Genomic DNA, 22,114 nt, shown 5'->3' with positions numbered 1-22,114 from the left:
AAAGGCCCCGCACATGCGGGGCCTTTCTCATTTAATATTGAGCGCTATTGTTTATCCCACCAAACTCTACCGGTCAAATTATCTCCTCCTGGAACTGCCGCAGAAGCTTCACGATAATTCGCACCATTTTTAGCTGCTTCCTCTACTGGATATGGGAAACGACGAGGAATAGTTCCGTTAGTCGCATTACCAGGGAAAACCACTGGTGTTAACACAGGAAAACCAGTTCTTCTCCAGTTACTCCAGGTCTCATAAAAATCAAGCTGCACATTACATTGCACCCAATATTGGGTATTAATTTGCTGCAAACCTGTTGCAGTATTATAAGCATTTGCCAATAAATAAGTATCTGCCGTAGTTCCTGCAATAGCCATGCTTGCATCATACGGACTAAGTCCAGTGATGCCCGCTTTTACACCGGCATTGTAATGCGTAGCTGCACTACCACCAATCCCCCAACGTTGAGCAGCTTCCGCAAGCAACAACTCTGTTTGTGAATAAGATAAAATGAAAGTGACGCCATTTCTCTTCAACATATTAGGATGCGGAGACGAATAATCTGGCATCGTGGTATAAAATGGATCAGAGCTGATATTCTGGCTAGGCACACTACTTAAGTCCTTACCATTCGGCATTCCTTTTTGCACTAAAGGATTGGCATCAAAATTTGCGTTTTGAGTCTTAGAACCATCGCTTAAATACAATTTGGTCACTGCAACTTTCCCCAAACGAGGATCTGCTGTCGTTTTTAACAAATCGATAAAAGTTTTAGACCATTTTACATAATAATGTTCTTGTCCACCGTCGCCCAATAATACTTGGCTATTTCTGTTCTGAGTAACCCGATCTCCTTGGGTGTCATGAGTAACGATCGCATCGTCTGCATTAGAAGTAAGTGTCTTACCAATAGCTTTAGTAGCATACGTTCTGGCCGTGTTTTCATCTATCTTTACCAAACGCATAGCTAAACGCAACATGAAGGAATTACCAAAACGCTTCCATTTCTCTATGTCACCTTTATAAATAACATCTCCCACTACTTTATCTCCAGCAGAATTTAAAGCGTTAGTAGCCTCATCCACTTCTTTCAGTAAATCCATGTATATGGCTTGTTGCTTATCGTACTTCGGCGTGTAGTTGCTCGTATAATAGCCTTGCCCTGCCTGTAAGTAAGGTACATCTCCATACAAGTCGGTTAATCGGGCGAAAATTACTGCCTTCCAAATACGGGCGATATTGTATAAATTACTGTATTTTGCATTTCCTTTGGCAAATTCTACGGCATCTACAATTGGGCGAACTTGTTCAATATATGCTCCAACGGCACCGTTCCCCCAATAAGCAGCGGTATAACCTTCATTTAACATATACTTATCGCCTGCCCAATAGCTTACTACCGTAGACATACCTTGCATCATGGTGGAGCAATAGATCAGATTTCCACGCCAAGTATCATAAGAGAAATCGATACTGCCAGTGTAAGTTAGTTGTGCTGTAGACAGCATATAATTTGGGTCAAAGCTGCTTGGCCCATATGCTACCGGATCGGTATTGATATCCTTGAAATCCTTAGTGCAACCTGCGCCAAGAAACAATACAAAGATCGCTAGCAAACTATATTTATTAAGAAAATTTGTTTTCATGTCAATCGTTTTTTAGGTTTTAAAACTTAACGTTTAGGTTTAATCCAAAGGTTCTAACTGGAGGAACACCTCCCAATTCAAGACCAGGGAAGGTTGCATTGTAGCTAGATTCTGGATCGATGTTATCGGTATTTTTCATCAGAATGGCCAAGTTTCTTGCTACGAAACTTACGTTAAGTCCTTGAATTTTGTTGTTGAACATTTTAGCTGGAAAATTATATCCTAATACAATCTGTCTCAACTTAATAAAGCTGGCATCTTGTACAAAACGAAAGGAAGTATTATTAGCGGTATTTTCGTAAAACTTAGCCGCAGTTACATTTCCTGGAGCATCTAAAGTCTCTCTGTTAGCTAAAGTGGATTGATGCAAGCCAAAGATATAGCCATAATAATCAGTAGCAGAAAAAATCTTACCACCCCATTTACCATCAATTAAAATAGAAAGATTGATGCCTTTGTAGTTGAACTCGTTGTTCCATCCTGCAAACCACTTATTATAGGCAGATCCGTAGGCTTTTAAATCTCCTCTCGCGGGTCCGTTTGCATCCTCTATAATTTTACCACTAGCATCATATTTATAATCATAAGCCATCACTTGAGAGGCTGCTTTACCTGGGATATTTTGTAAAAAACCTACACCAGAACGCGAAGTAGCAATCAATTGGTTGTCTACACCTTCTGCTAGAGAAAGTACCTTATTATTATTATAAGTGGCATTTAAAGAAGAAGTCCACATAAAGTCTCTTGTTTTTAGTGGTTGTCCAGACAGCAACATTTCCCAACCTTTATTTTCTATTTCACCAGCATTTAATACGGCACCCGCATAACCTGTAGTGCTAGAAGTGGTTACAAATGAGATTTCATTCTTAGAACGTTTTTTATACCAGGTTAAATCTAAATTCAATCTGCTGTTCAGAAAACGCAATTCTGTACCAAATTCTAGTTCTGAAGCTTCTGAAGCTACCAGTGAAGAATTAGGGATATTGCCATTTTTAATAATTCCTAAGGGTGAATTATTCAAATTCTGGCTCATAAAGTCGTAGATTAATGCTGTTTGATAAGGGTCTGTAGCCTGCCCTACCACAGCATAACCAGCTCTAATTTTTCCAAAGTTTAATACAGATGGCTTCCAAAGTTCCGAGAATACAAAAGAAGCATTAACCGAAGGATAAATGATGTATAATTTATTATCCTTAAGCGGTGTTGCCAAAGTACTGAACCAGTCAGAACGGGCACTTCCTGTTAAGTAAAACCAGTCCTTATAACTAAACTCTAAGGTTCCGTAAGCAGATTGTGTTTCGGAGTGGGTCTCGCTATAATTTACAGACTTATTTAAGGCATTTTTAATATTATAAACACCAAAAATTGCAAAATCAGTTCCATTATTAGTCATTTGAGACACATCTGTTTTACGGTAACTTGCTCCCAAATTAGGCGTTAAGAAAAAGTCATCAGTCAAGGTGAATGTTTTACCGACCAACACGTCTGCGTTAATGTCCGAAAACTTGGTGGCTTGTTCGGCAATTTTACCATTGGCGTAGTAACCAGTACCAGAAGGCACCACGTTTTTATAGGTATCGTTGTAACTGTCCTGGCCTGCTCTAGCTTGTATAAACAAACCATTATCTAAGGTATATTTTGCCGTTACCGAACTTAATAAACGATTACGTTTGGTGTTGTTGACAAACTCATAAGCGGCGAACCAAGGATTGGTGGCATACACGTTACCCGAATTGTATAGTTTTTCGCTTTGATCTGCATTTCGCCAAGGTTTCAAGCTATTGATGTTAATACTTGTTGGCAAAAAGATAGCGTTGTAATTGGCATTACCAGCACCATCTGAAACCATTGGCCTGTTTTTAACCTGCTCTAAAATGTAATTTGCACGAGCATCGACACTTAAACGTTTGATCGGTGTGAAAATCCCAGCGAAGTTAAACGATTGTCTATTTAAGCCCGAATTAGGTACAATAGAGTTGTTATTGACATCGCTTCCTGATAAACGGATACTACCGCCATCAAAACTTTTATTCAATGCCAAGGTATTGGTCCAAGTCCCTCCTGTTTTATAGAAATCTTCGATGTTGTCTTTTTGAGCCGAATAAGGTCTATTCACGCCATCAAATTGGATCACATCGCTTCCATCTAACTTAGCACCCCAGCTTGATCCTCCCACTTGAGCGGCTCCTGCTGCTGTAGTTGGCTTTCTGCCATTAGCACCTTGTCCGTAAACATATTGCCAGTTGGTACGGTCTACCACCTGCTCTGCCACGTAATTGCTATTAAATTCAATTCCACTTCCTTTTCCGCTTTTGGTGGTAATTAAAATAACGCCTCCTTTTGCACGATAGCCATATAACGCAGCAGCGGCAGCACCTTTTAGCACCGAAATACTTTCGATATCGTCGGGATTGATGTTTCCTACGGCATCACCTAAATCTGGCGCATTATCCCATTGGCTACCTTTATTTCCATTAGGGTTGGCATTATTTAGGCCTACTGGCTTATTCTCCATTGGCACACCGTTAATCACGTACAATGGTTGGTTGCTTTGGCTCAAACTTGATACGCCACGAATGGTGACACTTATTGCTGCACCAGCACCACCAGCGGTGCTACTTACATCTAGGCCTGGCACTTTACCTGACAATGAACTCATCACATTAAGTTCTCTTGCTTTGGTCAATTCCTCACCTCTTACTTCACTAACGGCATAGCCCAATGCTCTTTTTTCACGTTTGATACCCAAAGCGGTAACTACTACCTCGCCCAATTGCTTGGAGTCTTCTTGTAAAACAACGTCTAAAGTTTTTTTGCCTCCTACAGCAATTTCTTGGGATGAAAATCCCTCATAAGAAACAACCAAAACTGCATTTTCAGGCACTATAATGGAGAAATCTCCATTAACATCTGTTGAGGTACCACGGCTGGTACCTTTAACCCTGACGCTTGCACCTGGCAATGGGAGCCCTTTTCCGTCTTTAACAGTTCCTTTAATAGGAGAATCTTTTACCCGGCTAATAACAATGAGGCCTAGGTCGGAAACCGAATAGCTTAACTTGGTGTGCTCCAAAATTTCGCTCAGCACGTCAGTCACTGGGATATTGGTCACTTTAATACTCACATCTTTGTTAATGGGAACATAGTTTGAACTGTAAACGAAACGGTATTTGCTCTTCTCCTCGATAAGCTTTAATACCTTCGAAAGCTTGGCCTTCTTCACATCTAGCGAAATTTTCTCTTGCGAGAAAACCGACGCGGAAACGTTTAAACAGGTAATGAACACCACTAAAAAAGACAGTTTCATTAGGATGATAAATTTAAAGAGGCGTCTGTACCTAAAACGCTCTTGCGGTAAGTAATAATTAATCATTATGTTTGTGTTTTGGTTGCGGTTTGTGGCAGCCAGTGTTTTAGCGAACACTGCCATAAATACATCAAAAAAATTGCGAAGGGCGATGCGTCAACATCGTCCTTTCTTTTTTATTTTGATATCTTAATTTGATCTCCTTTTATTTCGTAATTAAATTTTTCTACTTGTTGTAAGGCATCTAATACCTCCTTAATTGTTTCATTATTAAAAGTAGCCGTGAAACGATATTTTTCTATTTCAGGGCTAGTAAATGTGATTTTTACGTTGTACCATTTTTCTAGAATGGTTTTTATCTCTAAAAAGTCTTGGTCTAAGATTTCTATTTTATTTTGTACCCAAGCCGTTTCTACCACCGTGCTATCTCTTGCCAATTGGTAGTGGTCTATCGTAATTTCTGGATGCGAGATTTTCAGTTGTCGCTTTTGTTGAGGCAGCGTGGTCGCAGCCGTCTTTTTATACAGGGTGATTTTTTGACTTGGCTTTAGGGTAATGATTCCGCCACCATTTACAGGCTGCATGGTAATCAAACCACGAATCAAAGTGGCTTCGGAGGTAATTTCATCTGGATAGGCTTTCACATTAAATGCCGTTCCCAATACGTTGATTTCAAATTCTGAAGTCTGAACTTTAAACGGCTTTTTACTGTGCTTAACATCAAAATAACCTTCGCCTTGCAATAACACTAAGCGGTTACTCTCATTAAAGTTCTCGTCTAACTTAAGTATACTTTTCGAATTTAGCCAAACGGTTGAGCCATCTGGCAGTGTTACTTTTTTCCGTTCTCCCGCCTTGGTTTGATAGGTTTGGGCATAAACGGCTACTGGCACGGACTTTTCTTCAGCAAAAAAGATAGAACCTAAACCAAGTACTAACAACACTGCTGCCACGGACCACCAAATCCTCCTTGACTTTAACGGCACAACTTTAACTTGCTCAAATGATTGTTGGAATGCCAAGATTCTTTCATTCAGTTTTGACTTGTTACCACTTAAAAGTCGATAAAGCTTTTCGGCTTCGGCAATTGTTTTTTGCTGTTCAGGATGTTGTGAAATATACTTGGTCCAATAATCAATAGATAATTGGTCGGTACCTGCACAATAGTGCTGGAATGTTGCATCTATTAAAAAATCTTCAGCCTCAAATTTACTCCTGTCTATCATTATAATTGCACCTTTTAAAGACAGTGCCACAAATCGGAGTTTTTTCCTAAAGATTTTTTAACTTTTTTTAAACATCGTCAAAAAAATCTATAATTTTTAAAAGCTATTCAGCTCTTTACGTAATACCTTTAAGGCATCGTAGATAGTATTGTAGGCCGTTTTTATGGACTGATTGGTTTGTTCCGCTATTTGCTCATAGCTTAGTCCTTCAAAAAACTTTAAATGAATAAGTTGTTTTTGCCTAAAGGTGAGTTTCGCAAGGGCTTGTTTAAGTTGGTAGCGAACAATTTCATCGCTTTGTACCTTTACGATAAACTCCTCGTAGCTCATTTCCATCCATTCGCCTTCGTCGCCAGCTTTAAAAAGCGCTTCATGTATTTTTCGCTCTCTTTCCAAAAGGCGCAAAAGTTTTCTTTTAAGAAAGGTCCTGAGATAAGCCTCTACATTTTCTACCCGAGCTAAGTTTTCTCTTTTTTCCCAAATAGCCGTAAATACATGGTCGGTGGCTTGGCTGGATAAATCTGTATTGCCACAAACCCTCACACCAAAATTAACCAGACGATAGTAAAGCGCCTTGTATAGGTCAAAGAATGCATCACGGTCGCCCATGCAAATTCTTTCCCATAGCAACTGGTAAGTTAGTTGGTTATCCATCTGGTTAGTTAGGTCGCAATATTAAATATTTATCGCTGAATAAAAAATTCAGTCCTTAGTTTATCGATTTTTTAAACGCTTAGATTTTCTTAATTCTCTCCTCATTCTTCGTTTCTCACGTTCATCTTTCATATTTTCAAACTTAGTGGTGTAACTTTTAATCTCTGCTATTTTCTGTGGCGTAAAACCTACACTGTACTTCACCCCCTGAAATAAAGTTTTCCAAATAAAATTGAAAAAAGAACCCGTTGGTTTACGTTTATAATTAATTGGTGCCACAGTAAACTTTCCGTCGTTCGAAGGATTATCGGAATGGATGATGATTGCATTGGCCAATAAAGACAAAAGCCCCAAGCGCTGTAGCCGCTGTCCGCCTTCATGCTGCTTCATTAATCCTAAGGATAAATCGTTGTATAAAAATTTCACCCTTCCTGTAGCCACATCTTCATTTGCTTTAATATCGAAGGCCAGTTTACGAATCAGACAGCTTTTTACCTGTACCATAGCCAATGGTCTGGTAATATAGTTCAATTGTCGCGCATCCATGTCCTGCAATTGACCTCGATAAGTAAAATCGGCTTTAGGAGCAATGGTATTAAATTTAAAGTTAACGGTGAGCTTGCCTTGCTCCATTAAATGGCTCACCAAATTAGCCTCCGTAATGGGATTTACTTTTTTGTATTTGGCCTGATTGGTGACATTGCTAATCACGCCAGAAGTATTGTTAAAACTAATTCTGCCTCTTTGCTTACTTCTCGCATCAAACTCAGCGTAACTGATATCCAGCTTTTGCAGTAAAATTTTCTTTAACGTAATGGGAATTTTGATTTTCTGCAGCAACTGATGAGGAAACCTACCTGTTTTGTCTTTCACCAGTTTAGGGTAAGAATTATCGTTAAACACCGACAGAAACCCATTGGCAATATGCATTTCATCTGCAAACACCTCTCCTCGCTTAAGGTAGGCGCTTAGGTTAATCCCAGACAAGTCGATATTATTCAACTGTAAGGAATAACGGTCTCTAGCGTAGCCGCTGATTCTGGCAAACTCCTCTTCAGAGTAACGCGGGGTTAAAGCAAACTCTTTAATGTTTACCTTTTTTGCAGAGGCACTAAATTCAAACTGGCTCGCCTTGATATAATACATGCTATCTGGGGTAGCATAAGTGTAATTATTAAGATATACATAAGCATCTTTCAAGAGGTAAAATCGGGTTTTGTCTTTTGCTGAAGTCGAATCAATTAACCAATCTTTTAAAGTGATGCTGAGGTTGGAAACAGTATCTGATTCTACTATCGAATCGTTTTTATTAACGTACTTAAAACTTGCGTTTTTAAAATCAATGGTTTTGATGTGCAGGGCTTCAAAAATAGATTTAATGTAATCGTATGGCGATTTTTCAGGGATAGTCGGCTTATTTTCATTAAAAGCGAAAGACTTATTCACCATGGTAATATGCGGTTTATCAAACAGCAACAAATCAATCTCCAAACGTTTATCAAAATAGATTTTAAAAGGATGAAATTTCTTGATGCTCAGTTTTTCGAGTTTGATAAAGTACAAATTGTTAGGTGCCTTTTGTTCAGTCACCAATTTTTGGTAGGCAACGGTATCAGGCACTAATCTTACTTTGGTTAAAGAGGCATTGCCTGTTAGCGGATTAACACGTACCTCATCGAAATGAATATCATAAAGACCATTGGTAGCTTTTTTAACGATAGCGCCAAGTTCCTGCTGCACAAGAGGCTTTATTTTTCCAGCGATATACCACGAAGCACCAAGGATTACGATTACCAGAAACAGGAAAACAAACGAGATGTATTTAAATTTTCTGCTCTTGATAATCTTTTTTAGCGTCATGGGGTTAAAACGGGGTTAACAACCCAAGATACGGAAATTATTTTTACACGGATAAAGTGTAAACGCCAACTATTACTTCTTCTTCGGTTCTGGCATTTTCTTCATCGGTACAATGCCAATACCAACGGCTTCCCTCATTCCTTTGAAAACCGTCTTCCACATTAAGTTGAAGAAAGAGGCCTGGGGCACTCGTTCATGTATAACCGTCACCTTTCTGGCTTTTTCTCCTGGAATATTATCATCCTTAATTAAAATGGTATTGGCTAAAAATGAAAGCAGCCCTTTCTTTTTCTCTTTCCCATCTTCATCTTCACCTAACATTTTAATTTTTAAATCGGTGTAGAAGAAATTAACCACGCCTTTTGAGCCGCTACTATTTGTCGAGACATCAAAATAGGCACTCGTTACTTTCCCACTTTCTATGGCTATTTGTCCCAAAGGTTTCGAAATGGCATTCAGGGCTTTTAAGTCAAAACCTTTTACCGTGCCTTTATATTGAAAAGCAGCATTTTTGGCCGTGAGGTTAAAGTCAATTTTAACATTCATTTGTGCAACACCCATTACATAGGTAGTTAAATCTGCATAAGCATGGTTTTGTGAGGATAAGCGGGCACTATCATTAGTCAGGTTGCTGACCGTTCCATTTAAACCGCTGAGTTTGATTGTTCCAATCTCCTTTGTTTTGGGATTGTACTCTCCGTAAGCGACATCCACCTTGGCAATTTTTAAACGTTCCACCACTGTTGAAATGGGCAATCTTCGCAAGGCCACATGAGGGAAATTCCGAGCTTTATCAATATTTGGTGGTGGCAACTCTCGGTTCATAAAAACATCTACCTTAGCTGGTCCTAAATTCACTTCTTTTACATAAAGTTCTCCATTATTATTCAACCCTACATAATCTATTCCCGCCAGGCTGATCTTTTGAAAACTCAAATCGTACCTATCCTTTTGTGCACTATATTTTCTGCTAAAAGCAAGTTTCGGGTGCATCGGAACCATTTTAAAGCCTCTTATCTCCAAATCTTTTCCCGTAACCGATCCTCTAATCGTATCCAGTTTTAAGGTGTACATTTTATCTTTCGTTACCGATTGATAGCCTAACAACTCAAACCCAATATTTTTACTATGAAAAACCCTTGTGGTATCAAATTGCGACAGTGAATCAATCAATACATCCTTCACATTTATAGATAGATGTTTAACTGCATTCAGTTTTTGTTTGCCGTTATAGTAATCGAAATCAGCATCTTGCACCTTTATTTGTCCTATTGAAATAGATTTTAGCGACTTCGAAATTAACTCGTATAACGTTTGCTCCTTTTTCGCGGCATCCCTACGTTTGGACACTTTGTGATAAATCATATCGATGGAAGGCTTGTCCAAAATAATGGCTTTCAAGGCCACTTTCTTTTTAAAGTAAGCCGTTAACACGCCCACTCTCGATATCTTCAAATGTGCTAGTTTGATTTTAAAAAGATGGGTTGGTGCCTCCTTATTTGCCCGCAATTGATTGAACACGTTAGTGTCTGGTATAAGGCTAATGCTGTCCAAAACGGCTGTTCCCGTAAGTAAATTCAAATGGATATCCTTAAAATCAACATGATACAGTCCCTTTGACGCTTCTTTTACACCGTCTTTAATTTTTGTGGTTAGCGTAGGTTTCCATTTGGCACTTAAAACCAATGCGGCAATACCCAGCAGGATAATAATAGCTCCTACGATACCGCCAGTCCAATACCAAAATTTACGCTTACGATAGAATGCCTGTTTGTCCATTAAAATTTTATTAGTTCCTCTAAAGACAAAATCAGGGCCTTATTGTTTGTGATGATAAAGAGATTGTAAAATTACTGCCATTCTGTCATTTATGATTAAATTTTTGTATTTTTGGAGCCCATTAAAACAATTTTGTTAATGATTGATTTCAAGCTTCAAGATAAAACACATGATGAATCTCGCCAAGGAGAAGCGTTGGTATTAGATAAAAAAGGTGACGGAAAAAAGCTTTACATAGAAAGCTATGGTTGTCAAATGAATTTTGCAGATAGTGAAATTGTAGCTTCCATTCTTTCCGAAACTGGCTTTGAAACTACTTCCGACTATCATAATGCAGATGTAATCTTCATTAATACCTGTTCGATCAGAGAAAATGCGGAGCAACGTGTTCGCAACAGGCTATCACAGTTTGGCGTGGAGAAACGCAAAAATCCAAAATTAGTAGTAGGCGTTTTAGGCTGTATGGCCGAACGTTTAAAATCTAAGTTTTTGGAAGAAGAGAAGTTGGTAGACGTAGTGGTTGGCCCTGATGCTTATCGTGATTTACCAAAGCTGATTGGCGAAGTGGAAGATGGCCGTAAGGCGGTAAACGTGATTTTATCTCGTGAGGAAACTTATGCAGACATTAGTCCTGTTCGTTTAACGGGCAACGGAATTAGTGCTTTTATTTCCATCACTCGTGGTTGTGATAACATGTGCTCTTTCTGTGTAGTGCCTTTCACTCGTGGTCGTGAACGTAGCAGAGATCCCAAAACGATTGTGAATGAAGCGATTCATCTTTTTGAACAAGGTTATCGCGAGGTGACTTTACTGGGTCAAAACGTAGATTCGTACCACTGGAAAGACGGACAGGAAGTAAAAAGTAAAGCTGATGACTTGCAAGATGACATGAACACCTTAACGGGTGATGCGTTATTGGAAGCTTTAGTGAACAAAACCGACTTGCCTGAAAAACGTGGCGACCATAGTCATGCAGCGCTGGAAGGCAGTGTAAATTTTGCGCAATTAATGGCGATGGTTGCCGAAATAAGCCCTGAACTAAGGGTTCGTTTCTCTACCTCGCATCCTAAGGATATTACCGATGAGGTATTGTACACCATTGCTAAGTACGATAATATTTGTAACTATATTCACTTACCCGTACAAAGCGGCAACAGCCGAATTTTAAAACTCATGAACCGTACTTACGACCGTGAGTGGTATATGAACCGGGTGGATGCCATTAAACGTATTATTCCAGGTTGTGCCATATCAACAGATATTATTACTGGTTTTTGCACAGAGACAGAAGAAGAGCATCAGGATACTTTAAGCATGATGGATTACGTGGTTTACAGTTTTGCCTACCAATTTGCTTATTCGGAACGCCCAGGAACATTAGCTGCACGTAAATATGAAGATGACATTCCTGAAGAAGTAAAGATGAGACGTTTGAATGAAATCATCCAAAAACAGCACGAAGGTTCATACAGTTACATTAAAAATTTTGTGGGTAAATCCGTTAAAGTACTTATCGAGGGTTTTTCTAAAAAATCTGACAAGGAATACAGAGGCCGCACTGACGAGAACGTGATGGTGGTTTTCCCTGTAACAGATTCGGTAAAACCTGGCGATTATGCAAATGTGTTAGTGGAACGCTGCACTACCGCCACTTTAATTGGACGAGTGGTAAATTAGTTACGAGTTACAGGTTTCGAGTTACGTGACTGGGCTCACAACCCGTAACGTATAACTCGCAACACCAATAAGATAAAATGGATACACAAAGCATCAAACAACGTTTCGGCATCATTGGCAATTCGCCTTTGTTGAACCGAGCGATAGATACAGCTAGTCAGGTTGCTCCTACGGACATGTCGGTACTTATTACTGGTGAAAGTGGAAGTGGTAAAGAAGTTTTTTCACATATTATCCATCAATTGAGTACCCGTAAGCACGGAAGTTTTATTGCCGTGAACTGCGGTGCTATTCCAGAAGGAACCATTGATTCGGAATTATTCGGTCACGAAAAAGGATCTTTTACAGGTGCCCATGAAGCCCGTAAAGGTTATTTTGAAGTGGCTAATGGTGGTACCATTTTTTTAGATGAAGTTGCCGAACTACCTCTCGGTACGCAGGCCCGCTTACTTCGTATTCTCGAGAGTGGTGAGTACCTGCGTGTAGGTTCATCGAAAGTACAAAAAACGGATGTAAGGATTATTGCGGCCACCAACGTTGATGTTTATGAAAGTGTGCGTAAAGGTAAATTTCGCGAAGATTTGTACTATCGTTTAAACACTGTGCCTTTGCGAATTCCGCCATTAAGGGAACGTAAAGATGATATTTACCTGCTTTTCAGAAAGTTTGTTTCAGATTTCAGCAATAAATACCGTACACCAGGAATACAGCTAGATAATGAATCTGTCCAAATACTGAGCAATTATAGTTGGCCAGGAAATGTGAGGCAATTAAAAAATATTGCGGAGCAGGTTTGTGTGCTTGAAAAAGATCGCAATGTAACTGCTACTGCTTTGTTAAACTATATCCCTAACGAGCAGAACAACAACCTACCAATGGCGGTAAGCAGCAACAGCAAAGAGGACTTTTCTGAACGTGACATCCTGTACAAAGTGCTGTTCGACATGAAAAAGGACATGGTTGAACTGAAAAAACTAGTGGCAGAAATCATCCAAAATGGTGGTGGAAATATGGCCCACGTGATTGCCGACAATCCGCAGTACATTAACCAACTTTATCAAGATGTTGATTTGAACAATCATTCTTCTGAACCGACGTTAACCATTAAGCACCCCTCTCAAAATATGCCTAATGATTTTAATTTTGCCCATGATGCAGAAGAGGTGGAAGAATCGCTATCATTGGTAGATAAAGAATCGGATTTGATTAAAAAAGCGTTGAAGAAACACAAAGGGAAGCGTAAATTTGCAGCGCAGGAGCTGGGCATTTCTGAACGTACGCTTTACAGAAAAATAAAAGAGTTAAATCTTTAATACAATACTGATGAAAAGAATATTGTTTTTTCTAGCGGTTGTGGTTGTAGCAGGTTGCAGCTATAAATTTAACGGGGCTTCTATTCCTCCTGCAATGAAAACCCTTAATGTAAGGTTTTTTGAAAACAACGCCCCATTGGTAATTCCTACACTTGCGCAGTCTTTTACTGAAGATTTAAAAGAACGCATACGTACCCAAAGTAGGTTAAGCATTACGCAAAACGATGCCGATGCCATTATAGAAGGCAGAATTACGGGATATGACCTTAGACCAGTAGCTTTTACCGATAACAGGCAACCCACTGCTGGCGCTACCCGCTTAACCATTACCGTAGAAGTAAAATACACCAACAACCTAGACACTGGAAAGGTAAAAACAAGCTTCAACGAAACATTTAGTGCCTTCACTGAATTTCCAGCTAACCAAAACCTACAAACTCAGCAACCAGCTTTAATCAAAAAGGTAACCACACAACTTACAGAGAACATTTTTAACCGCGCTTTTGCGCAATGGTAAATAAAATGTATTTTCATTTGTTAACTTAGCGCAATGGAGTTGAATATAGAGAAAACGCAACAATTGGAAAAACTACTTGCTAGGCCAGCTTTGGTCACACAAGAAGATATTCCATTTTTGCAAAATCTTGTTGAAGATTATCCCTATTTTCAGCCATTATACCTACTGTTAGCCAAAGCTGGCAACGGAAATACCGAACAGCAAAGTACACTTACCAAAGCAGCTTTATACACCAACGGAAGTATTTTACATCGTGTATTACATCAGCCACATCTACAAGCAGTTGAAGAAATAGCGGTGGTGAACAATCCCGTTTGGAACAATCAACAGCAAATAGCAATTGCTGCTAAAAATACTGAAGAAGTACCAACAACAATTCCTACAGAGGCAACACCACCAGCTTCCATTGCCGATGCGCCCGAAATTGAAAATTTGGAGCCTTTGCCTCACGAAGTGATTTTAAAGGAACCAATCAAAGAGGCCGAAAAATCAGAAGGTGTTGAAGCTGTTGAACCGACCGCTGTTCAAGAAACCAAAACCATTCCTCAAGATTTTGTGGTCCCAGAGATTGAAAATCTGGAACCATTACCCAATGAGGTCATTAAGGTTTGTGAACCTACACTGGAAGTAAATGATGAGGCCATTTCTCCAGAAGTTGAAGTGAAAGAAGCTGATGACCAAGAAATTTTTGAGGAGATTGGCGAAGTGACGCTTACTGATGAACATTTATCAAAAGCTGAAACTGAAGAAAAGAGCGTTGAAGAGACAGCCCTTGAAGAAAATAGAACTGAAGAAGCCGAGGAAATAGAAATTATTGAAGAGGAGCTTATTGTTGAACCACAAGTTGACAATGTTGCAGATAAAGCTGAGGAACAAAATGATGAAAGCTTAACCAAGGCTAACTTCTTTGCTTTTGATCCTAGTTTTGAAACCGAAGCTGCCCCAGAGGAAGAAGAAGAGATTGAAGAAGTAGAAGAACTTCCAGCGCCGCCGCAACCAGAAAGCATTGCAGAAGAAGTTTCTGCCAAAGAAAATATCATTAGCAAATATGATGATGATAAACTTCCATTCACCTTTTTATGGTGGTTGGCAAAAACGCGTAAAGACCACGAGCAGATTTTTAGGCCTTTTGCTTCTCCTGCGAAAGCAAATTCACCAACGCCAGATTTGCAGCAACAATACATAGAGAATATCTTTCACATACAGGCTCCTTTTGAACCTGGGCAGGATGTACCAGTTCCAACAACCGAAAGCCCAAGGAAAGAAAGTAAAATTATTGATTCGTTCATTAAAAACGACCCACAAATAAAGGCGCTAAAGCCACATCAAATCAACAACGAGAACAAAGCTAAACGAAGTGCCGAGGACAATTACGACATGGTATCTGAAACTTTAGCACAAATCTATATCGAGCAAATGCTTTATCACAAGGCGATAGATACTTATCAAAAATTAAGTTTGAAATTTCCAGAAAAAAGCCGTTACTTTGCCGACCTTATACAGTCTTTGGAAAAGAAAATTTAAAATTATTATACGATATGTTAATCTTATTTATTGTTTTATTGGTAATTGTATGCGTAGCACTAGGTCTATTTGTATTGATACAAAACCCTAAAGGTGGCGGTTTAGCTACTGGTGGCGCTAGCAGCAATATGTTTGGTGTACAACGTACTGGCGATGTACTAGAAAAAGGAACTTGGGTTTTATTAGCTTTAATCGTGGTTTTCTCTTTAGCGATTACCGCAATGAGCAAATCAGGTTCAACTACTGGTACTGGTTCAAAAATTGATGAGCATATCAATAAAGCAGCAACGCCTTCTCCAATTGGTGGCGGCTTACCAACTACTAAACAAGCTCCTGCAGCAACAGCACCTAAAACTGCTGACACTACCAAAAAATAGATTTCTACAAAACGAAATATAAATGTAAGCTCCTTGGTTAACTGCCAAGGAGTTTTTTTGTACAACACGTTTTATTCAACTAAACCTCTCCCACAATCTACACTTGCTCAAATTGCTACCCAGCATTTATTTTCTATATTTGAGAAAGTCATTTTATTTTCTTGAAAAAATTACTCCTCATCGTTTTCGGCTGTTTGCTCTTTTCCAACTCAGCAAACTCACAAAACAGGGCCGATAGTATACAAATTACCGTTGCCCCTACCTATGACCATGTCGGTAAGCTCCATCGCTTTTTCTTTGGCGAAAACTACCGTAAAACTTGGGCAGCTCCAGTTAAAATAAGAGTATTCAACATTCAGCAGGAAAAAGGTGGACTTAAGATTGTAAAGCTGGGCGGTGGTATGCAAACGCGTTCCTTAAGACTAGAGGATAACGCTGGACGCCAATATGTGTTGCGCACCTTACAAAAATATCCAGAAAGAGCCCTTCCCGAAAACCTTAAAGAAACCATTGCCAAAGATATATTGCAGGATCAGGTAACCACAGCTAACCCATTTGCCGCACTTACCGTACCTCCTTTGGCCAATGCGCTCAATATCCCGCACATGAACCCTGAAGTGGTTTACGTAGCCGATGACCCAGGACTTGGTGAATACCGAAAAGATTTTGCCAATCAGGTTTTCCTGTTCGAAGAACGCATTCCCGATGAAAGCGAAAAAAGTGTCAACACCGATAAACTGATTAAAAACCTACAGAAGGATAATGATGAGCTAATAGACCAAAAAACGGTGTTGAGGGCACGTTTATTGGATATGCTGCTTGGCGACTGGGACAGACATGAGGACCAATGGAGATGGGACAAAAACAAGGTAGGCAAACAAGTGACATACACGCCAATTCCCCGAGACCGTGACCAAGTGTATTATCAAACGTCGGGTATTTTCCCTTGGATTGTATCGCACCAATGGCTAAAGTCTAAATTTCAACCTTATAAAAATGAAATAAGGGATATCAACGGATGGAATTTTAATGCTAGATATTTTGACCGTTCATTTCTAAATGGCCTTAACCAGCAAGATTGGGAAGAGCAAGTTGCTTATGTACAACAACACCTACCCGATTCACTTGTCTATCGTGCCATGAAAAGGATGCCGCCTGCAGTTTATGAAATTTCGGGCAAGCGATTGGCCGAAACCTTTATCCAAAGACGAAACAACCTCGCCAAACAAGCGATAAGCTACTATCAATTTATTTCGATTTACATTGACATTCCTGCCAGCGACAAGCATGAAAAGCTGGTGTTGGATTACCGCGAAAATGGAGAAATAGCGGTGACCATCTATAAAACCAAAAAAGAAGGCAATGTAGAAGGGATTATTTACCAACGCACATTCATTCCGCAAGTGACCAAAGAAATTAGGCTGTATGGTTATGGCGGCAATAATGCTTTTGAAGTAAAAGGTCAGCACAAGTCGAGCATTAAGGTGCGCCTAATAGGTGGACAAGATTCGGATTCCTATCAAATTGACAACGGTTTTGCAAATGCCAATAAGCTGTTGATATACGACAACAAGGATGGCAAGAACAGCCTTCCCGACAAAAAGCTGGCAGCATTTAAATTATCAAACGATACCGCTGTTCACAGTTATAACCGCAAGAGCTTTGCTTACGACAGGTTTGAAATAGTAGTACTCCCTGAGTACAACAATGATAATGGCGTATCCGTAAATTTTGGCTTTAGAGATACGAAGCACGGATTTAGAAAAGAACCTTACGCTTTTAAACATGAACTGATTGCTAATTACTCCATCCCTCGAAAATCATTCACCATAGCTTACGAGGCCGACTGGAAGAAACTTATTGGCAATTACGACCTCAACATTAAAGCCTCTTCGCAAGGCCCAAACAACGTCGGCAATTTTTTTGGCGTCGGTAATGACTCTAAATTTATAGCCTACTTGCCTGATGAGGATGGTGAGTTTGACAACGATCAGGATGACAAAATACCATTTTTCCGTAACCGATATGATTTGGTAGATGCCGATATCAGCTTAAAACGTCGCTTTGGTAATTTCGAATTAAGTGCCGGCATTAGCAACCAGTTTTATAATAGTGCCTATTCCAATAACAGCAATAAATTCTTGGGGCTTTACCAAAGTACCTTTCCTAGCGAAAATGTCTTTAGCACTAAATGGTATACTGGCTTAAAATTCACGGCTATTTACGATACGAGGAACAATCCGTTAATGCCTACCAAAGGTCTTTACTGGCAAACTACACTTAGGGGGCTTCAACAATTGAACGAAAACCATTTACGTTCGGGCACTTTCCATACTGATTTTACCGCTTACCTTAATCCCGATGGGCATGGTACTTTCGTAATTGCCAATCGCAGTGGCTTAGCAGCGAATGCAGGCGATCCCGCATTTTTCCAGATGGTTAAACTGGGTGGATCTGTGAACTTAAGAGGTTTTTATAGAGGCCGCTTTACAGGTACTTCACTGGCTTTCAACAATCTTGAGCTAAGGTTAAAAGTCCTTGATTTCAACTCCTATCTTTTCCCTGGCAAAGTTGGCTTAATTGGTTTCCACGATATCGGACGAGTTTGGTCTAAAGGTGTTCAATCCAACACTTGGCACAACGGCTATGGCGGCGGTATCTTCTTCTCCCCTGCCGACCTTCTGTTACTACAAGCGGTGATAGGTACCTCGAAAGAAAGCACCATGACCTACGTGGGGATGGGCTTCCGTTTTTAACATCTAAAATGGATGTTGCCTAAATTATCATTACTTTAGCGCATCTGTTAATTTACGCTTATTCAAAAATGAAAAGAACGCTATTCTTATTATTTATTGCCTTCACCACCTTTACCGCCTGTAAAAAAGACCCTCAAGAGAAACTTGAAGGAAGATGGAATCAAACTAAATTATATGTAGTACAAACCAGTAAGGATACAAAAACTGAAGAAAATATAACCTACAAAATAGGGGAATCCTATATTGTATTTAGCGATAATACTTTTAAATCTTATCAAGACGGTAAATTATCAGATAATGGAACTTTTACTGCGACAGAAAATTCTATCACCTTAACGCGAGGTGAAAGCAGTGCCACCTCTGTTCTACGTTGGAACTCGAAAAAAGAGATCGTGATCATCGGTGAGATTCACGATCTCCCAAGCAATTCTATAAAAGTTGAATTGACTTTTAGAAAGCATTAGTATAGAAAGCTTAGAGATTCCTCCTATCGTCGGAATGAAAAGACGGGAAGTTAATACGCTGGTTAAGCAACCATTAATATTAGCCATGTGCATTTTGTCATTCAGAGCGAAGCGAAGAATCTCTTCAGTTGTGACGCCTTTAACAATAGTGAAACTTACCAATCCCGCCACTAACAAAGTGAAACCATTGAGATTCCTCCTATCGTCGGAATGACAAGATGGAAAGTTAATGTGCTGGTTAAGCAACCATTAATATTAGCCATGTGCATTTTGTCATTCAGAGCGAAGCGAAGAATCTCTTTAGTTGCGCCGCCTTAACAATAACGAAACTCCTACCAATCCCCGCCGCTAACAAAGTGAAACGTTTAACTCTCTTGTTATTCCAAGAGAGGATTAAAGGTTAAAACCTTACCGACCATAGCGAGACCCCATCAACCTTAGGTGGACGACCCAAATACTAAAGCAGCAGCCCGTCCACCTAAGGTTGACAGCTTCCTGCCATAGGCAGGACCAAATTTACCTATGGTTGACGCCTTCCTGCCGTGGGCAGCGCACCGTCAACCACAAAGCCAGTAATGTACACTCAAGTTGGTCCTTATTTTATGATAATGGCTTGGGTTAACTAGCCCCGATAGTAGCGGGCATGAAGCCGCAGGCGAAGTAAAGCGGATAGCGGGACTGGCGGAAAAAGATGGCCTTAGCTGTTGCGCTTCTAGAAAATAAACACTGCGGTTTTTAAAGAACATCCTGTCACTCTGACACCTAAAAATAAACTATCTTTACCTCAACTGTCAAAGCGGTGAAATTTTGTCAACCCAAAACCTATTGGCATAAAAACTGATGACAGTTATACTGTTAATTTAAACATTTTAAAATCAAAATAATATTATTAGAGTTATGGCTTTAAATTTAAAACCAATTGGAGACAGGATTGTGGTAGAAGCTGCACCTGCTGAAGAAAAAACGGCTTCTGGTATCTATATCCCTGATACTGCAAAAGAAAAACCTCAACAAGGAACAGTAGTTGCTGTTGGTGCTGGTAAAAAAGATGAACCAATGACTGTAAAAGTTGGCGACGTAGTGCTTTATGGCAAATTTGCTGGTACTGAAGTATCTCACGAAGGAAAAGAGTATTTAATTATGCGTGAAAGCGATATTTACGCTGTAATTGGATAAAAATAATGACTGAATTTAGAATTAATGAATGATAGAATAGGATGTACGCCTTACCTATATTCATTCATTCAAAACTCAATCATTCAAAATTTTAAATAAAACCCGAGGGAATATTTAATCATTCTCTCATACAATCATTCAAAATTTCATAAAGAAATGGCAAAACAAGTAAAATATAACGTTGAAGCTCGTGACGCACTGAAAAAAGGTGTTGACACTTTAGCAAATGCAGTAAAAGTAACTTTAGGTCCAAAAGGACGTAACGTAATTATCGATAAAAAATTCGGTTCACCAGCAATTACTAAAGATGGTGTTTCGGTAGCTAAAGAAATTGATTTAAAAGACCCAATTGAAAACATGGGTGCTCAAATGGTGAAAGAAGTAGCTTCTAAAACTGCTGATATTGCAGGTGATGGAACTACCACTGCTACTGTTTTAGCGCAAGCAATTGTGGCTGCTGGTATTAAAAACGTTGCTGCTGGTGCAAATCCAATGGACTTGAAACGTGGTATCGACAAAGCGGTAACTACGGTAGTAGCTAACTTAAAAGAGCAATCGCAAGCAGTTGGCGAAGACAACAACAAAATCAAACAAGTTGCTTCTATTTCTGCTAACAACGACGAGGTAATTGGTTCGTTAATTGCCGAAGCAATGCAAAAAGTAGGTAAAGATGGCGTTATTACTGTTGAAGAAGCAAAAGGTACTGAAACTGAAGTGAAAACGGTAGAAGGTATGCAGTTCGACAGAGGTTACCTTTCTCCATACTTTGTAACCAATGCAGATAAAATGGAAGCAGAGTTAGATTCTCCTTTCATCTTAATTTACGATAAAAAAATCAGCAACATGAAAGAATTGTTGCCAGTATTGGAAAAAACAGTTCAAACTGGTAAACCGCTTTTAATTATTGCTGAAGATTTAGATGGCGAAGCCTTAGCTACTTTGGTAGTAAACAAAATCCGTGGCTCACTGAAAGTGGCTGCTGTTAAAGCTCCAGGCTTTGGCGACAGAAGAAAAGCAATGTTAGAAGACATCGCTATCTTAACTGGTGGTATCGTAATTTCTGAAGAAAGAGGTTACAAATTAGAAAATGCTGATTTAACTTACTTAGGTACTGCAGAGAAAGTAGTTATCGACAAAGACAATACAACTGTAATTAACGGTTCTGGTAAAACTGAAGATATCAAAGCTCGTGTGGGCCAAATCAAAGCTCAAATTGAGACCACTACTTCAGACTACGATAAAGAAAAATTACAAGAGCGTTTAGCTAAACTTTCTGGTGGTGTTGCCGTACTTTACGTAGGTGCTGCTTCGGAAGTAGAAATGAAAGAGAAAAAAGACCGTGTTGACGATGCTTTACATGCCACTCGTGCAGCGGTAGAAGAAGGTATTGTTGCTGGTGGTGGTGTGGCTTTCATACGTGCGGTAGAAGCTTTAGCTAACCTAAAAGGCGACAACGAAGACGAAACTACTGGTATCGCCATCGTTAAACGTGCTATCGAAGAGCCATTGCGCCAAATCTGCGAAAACGCAGGTATCGAAGGATCAATCGTGGTACAAAAAGTAAAAGAAGGCAAAGCCGATTTCGGTTACAATGCACGTACAGATGTTTACGAGAACTTAATTGGTGCGGGCGTTATCGACCCAACTAAAGTATCTCGTGTAGCTTTGGAAAACGCAGCTTCAATTGCCGCAATGTTGTTAACTACCGAGGTAGTATTGGCAGACGAGCCAGAAGAAGCAGGTGCTGGAGCACATTCACACCCTCCAATGGGCGGTGGCATGGGCGGCATGATGTAAGATTATCCCGACGTTGCTGTCATTCAGAGCGAAGCGAAGAATCT

15 protein-coding genes are annotated in these 22,114 nt (G+C 39.7%); 9 read left to right on the top strand and 6 right to left on the bottom strand.

What is annotated here, in order from left to right; translation table 11 throughout:
• Nucleotides 1-44: 44 nt before the first annotated feature.
• The 6 genes from DUT70_RS14090 to DUT70_RS14065 all read right to left on the bottom strand — a co-directional run bounded on the left by DUT70_RS14090 (nucleotide 45) and on the right by DUT70_RS14065 (nucleotide 10,469).
• Nucleotides 45-1,643: a SusD/RagB family nutrient-binding outer membrane lipoprotein gene (locus DUT70_RS14090; protein WP_113647984.1), complete on the bottom strand. Its 1,599-nt coding sequence runs from the start codon at nucleotides 1,641-1,643 to the stop codon at nucleotides 45-47.
• 19 nt (nucleotides 1,644-1,662) lie between these two features.
• A complete protein-coding gene (locus tag DUT70_RS14085; RefSeq protein WP_113648169.1) occupies nucleotides 1,663-5,016 on the bottom strand; it encodes a SusC/RagA family TonB-linked outer membrane protein in 3,354 nt (1,117 codons plus the stop codon).
• A gap of 110 nt (nucleotides 5,017-5,126) precedes the next feature.
• A complete protein-coding gene (locus tag DUT70_RS14080; protein WP_113647983.1) occupies nucleotides 5,127-6,176 on the bottom strand; it encodes a FecR family protein in 1,050 nt (349 codons plus the stop codon).
• 96 nt (nucleotides 6,177-6,272) lie between these two features.
• Nucleotides 6,273-6,830 carry an RNA polymerase sigma factor gene (locus DUT70_RS14075; protein WP_113647982.1) on the bottom strand — a complete coding sequence of 186 codons (558 nt, stop codon included), beginning with the start codon at nucleotides 6,828-6,830 and terminating at the stop codon, nucleotides 6,273-6,275.
• Between the two features lie 60 nt (nucleotides 6,831-6,890).
• Nucleotides 6,891-8,690, bottom strand: a complete 1,800-nt coding sequence (locus DUT70_RS14070; protein WP_113647981.1) for an AsmA family protein — start codon at nucleotides 8,688-8,690, stop codon at nucleotides 6,891-6,893.
• 72 nt (nucleotides 8,691-8,762) lie between these two features.
• Nucleotides 8,763-10,469, bottom strand: coding sequence for an AsmA family protein (locus tag DUT70_RS14065; RefSeq protein ID WP_113647980.1), 1,707 nt, complete (start codon nucleotides 10,467-10,469; stop codon nucleotides 8,763-8,765).
• A 138-nt stretch (nucleotides 10,470-10,607) separates the two neighbouring features.
• On the opposite strand from DUT70_RS14065, the gene DUT70_RS14060 reads away from it, so the two are divergent.
• The 9 genes from DUT70_RS14060 (at nucleotide 10,608) to groL (ending at nucleotide 22,070) form a co-directional block, all read left to right on the top strand.
• Complete coding sequence (locus DUT70_RS14060; RefSeq protein WP_113647979.1) at nucleotides 10,608-12,146, top strand: MiaB/RimO family radical SAM methylthiotransferase; 1,539 nt, start codon at nucleotides 10,608-10,610, stop codon at nucleotides 12,144-12,146.
• A 77-nt stretch (nucleotides 12,147-12,223) separates the two neighbouring features.
• Entirely contained in the window at nucleotides 12,224-13,459 is a 1,236-nt protein-coding gene (locus tag DUT70_RS14055) for a sigma-54 interaction domain-containing protein (RefSeq protein WP_113647978.1), read from the top strand.
• Nucleotides 13,460-13,469: 10 nt separating this feature from the next.
• A complete protein-coding gene (locus tag DUT70_RS14050; RefSeq protein WP_113647977.1) occupies nucleotides 13,470-13,976 on the top strand; it encodes an LptE family protein in 507 nt (168 codons plus the stop codon).
• A 33-nt stretch (nucleotides 13,977-14,009) separates the two neighbouring features.
• Nucleotides 14,010-15,500, top strand: a complete 1,491-nt coding sequence (locus DUT70_RS14045; protein WP_113647976.1) for a hypothetical protein — start codon at nucleotides 14,010-14,012, stop codon at nucleotides 15,498-15,500.
• 14 nt (nucleotides 15,501-15,514) lie between these two features.
• Nucleotides 15,515-15,877: a preprotein translocase subunit SecG gene (gene secG, locus DUT70_RS14040; protein ID WP_113647975.1), complete on the top strand. Its 363-nt coding sequence runs from the start codon at nucleotides 15,515-15,517 to the stop codon at nucleotides 15,875-15,877.
• A 161-nt stretch (nucleotides 15,878-16,038) separates the two neighbouring features.
• Nucleotides 16,039-18,633 carry a BamA/TamA family outer membrane protein gene (locus DUT70_RS14035; protein WP_113647974.1) on the top strand — a complete coding sequence of 865 codons (2,595 nt, stop codon included), beginning with the start codon at nucleotides 16,039-16,041 and terminating at the stop codon, nucleotides 18,631-18,633.
• Between the two features lie 68 nt (nucleotides 18,634-18,701).
• Complete coding sequence (locus DUT70_RS14030; protein ID WP_113647973.1) at nucleotides 18,702-19,097, top strand: hypothetical protein; 396 nt, start codon at nucleotides 18,702-18,704, stop codon at nucleotides 19,095-19,097.
• An 897-nt stretch (nucleotides 19,098-19,994) separates the two neighbouring features.
• On the top strand, nucleotides 19,995-20,273 hold the full coding sequence (locus tag DUT70_RS14025) for a co-chaperone GroES (RefSeq protein WP_113647972.1): 279 nt from the start codon (nucleotides 19,995-19,997) through the stop codon (nucleotides 20,271-20,273).
• Between the two features lie 156 nt (nucleotides 20,274-20,429).
• Nucleotides 20,430-22,070: a chaperonin GroEL gene (gene groL / locus DUT70_RS14020; protein WP_113647971.1), complete on the top strand. Its 1,641-nt coding sequence runs from the start codon at nucleotides 20,430-20,432 to the stop codon at nucleotides 22,068-22,070.
• Nucleotides 22,071-22,114: the final 44 nt, after the last annotated feature.

It is taken from the genome of Pedobacter chitinilyticus (assembly GCF_003313385.1).
GTDB lineage: Bacteria > Bacteroidota > Bacteroidia > Sphingobacteriales > Sphingobacteriaceae > Pedobacter > Pedobacter chitinilyticus.
Note: the sequence above shows the minus strand (reverse complement) of the source record. Positions and strands in the feature narration are given on the sequence as shown.

Excerpts from the sequence above, each read along its gene's own strand:
- DUT70_RS14090 (WP_113647984.1), bottom strand. The coding sequence starts at position 1,643 with ATGAAAACAAATTTTCTTAATAAATATAGTTTGCTAGCGATCTTTGTA.
- DUT70_RS14085 (WP_113648169.1), bottom strand. The coding sequence starts at position 5,016 with ATGATTAATTATTACTTACCGCAAGAGCGTTTTAGGTACAGACGCCTC.
- DUT70_RS14080 (WP_113647983.1), bottom strand. The coding sequence starts at position 6,176 with ATGATAGACAGGAGTAAATTTGAGGCTGAAGATTTTTTAATAGATGCA.
- DUT70_RS14075 (WP_113647982.1), bottom strand. The coding sequence starts at position 6,830 with ATGGATAACCAACTAACTTACCAGTTGCTATGGGAAAGAATTTGCATG.
- DUT70_RS14070 (WP_113647981.1), bottom strand. The coding sequence starts at position 8,690 with ATGACGCTAAAAAAGATTATCAAGAGCAGAAAATTTAAATACATCTCG.
- DUT70_RS14065 (WP_113647980.1), bottom strand. The coding sequence starts at position 10,469 with ATGGACAAACAGGCATTCTATCGTAAGCGTAAATTTTGGTATTGGACT.
- DUT70_RS14060 (WP_113647979.1), top strand. The coding sequence starts at position 10,608 with ATGATTGATTTCAAGCTTCAAGATAAAACACATGATGAATCTCGCCAA.
- DUT70_RS14055 (WP_113647978.1), top strand. The coding sequence starts at position 12,224 with ATGGATACACAAAGCATCAAACAACGTTTCGGCATCATTGGCAATTCG.
- DUT70_RS14050 (WP_113647977.1), top strand. The coding sequence starts at position 13,470 with ATGAAAAGAATATTGTTTTTTCTAGCGGTTGTGGTTGTAGCAGGTTGC.
- DUT70_RS14045 (WP_113647976.1), top strand. The coding sequence starts at position 14,010 with ATGGAGTTGAATATAGAGAAAACGCAACAATTGGAAAAACTACTTGCT.
- secG (WP_113647975.1), top strand. The coding sequence starts at position 15,515 with ATGTTAATCTTATTTATTGTTTTATTGGTAATTGTATGCGTAGCACTA.
- DUT70_RS14030 (WP_113647973.1), top strand. The coding sequence starts at position 18,702 with ATGAAAAGAACGCTATTCTTATTATTTATTGCCTTCACCACCTTTACC.
- DUT70_RS14025 (WP_113647972.1), top strand. The coding sequence starts at position 19,995 with ATGGCTTTAAATTTAAAACCAATTGGAGACAGGATTGTGGTAGAAGCT.
- groL (WP_113647971.1), top strand. The coding sequence starts at position 20,430 with ATGGCAAAACAAGTAAAATATAACGTTGAAGCTCGTGACGCACTGAAA.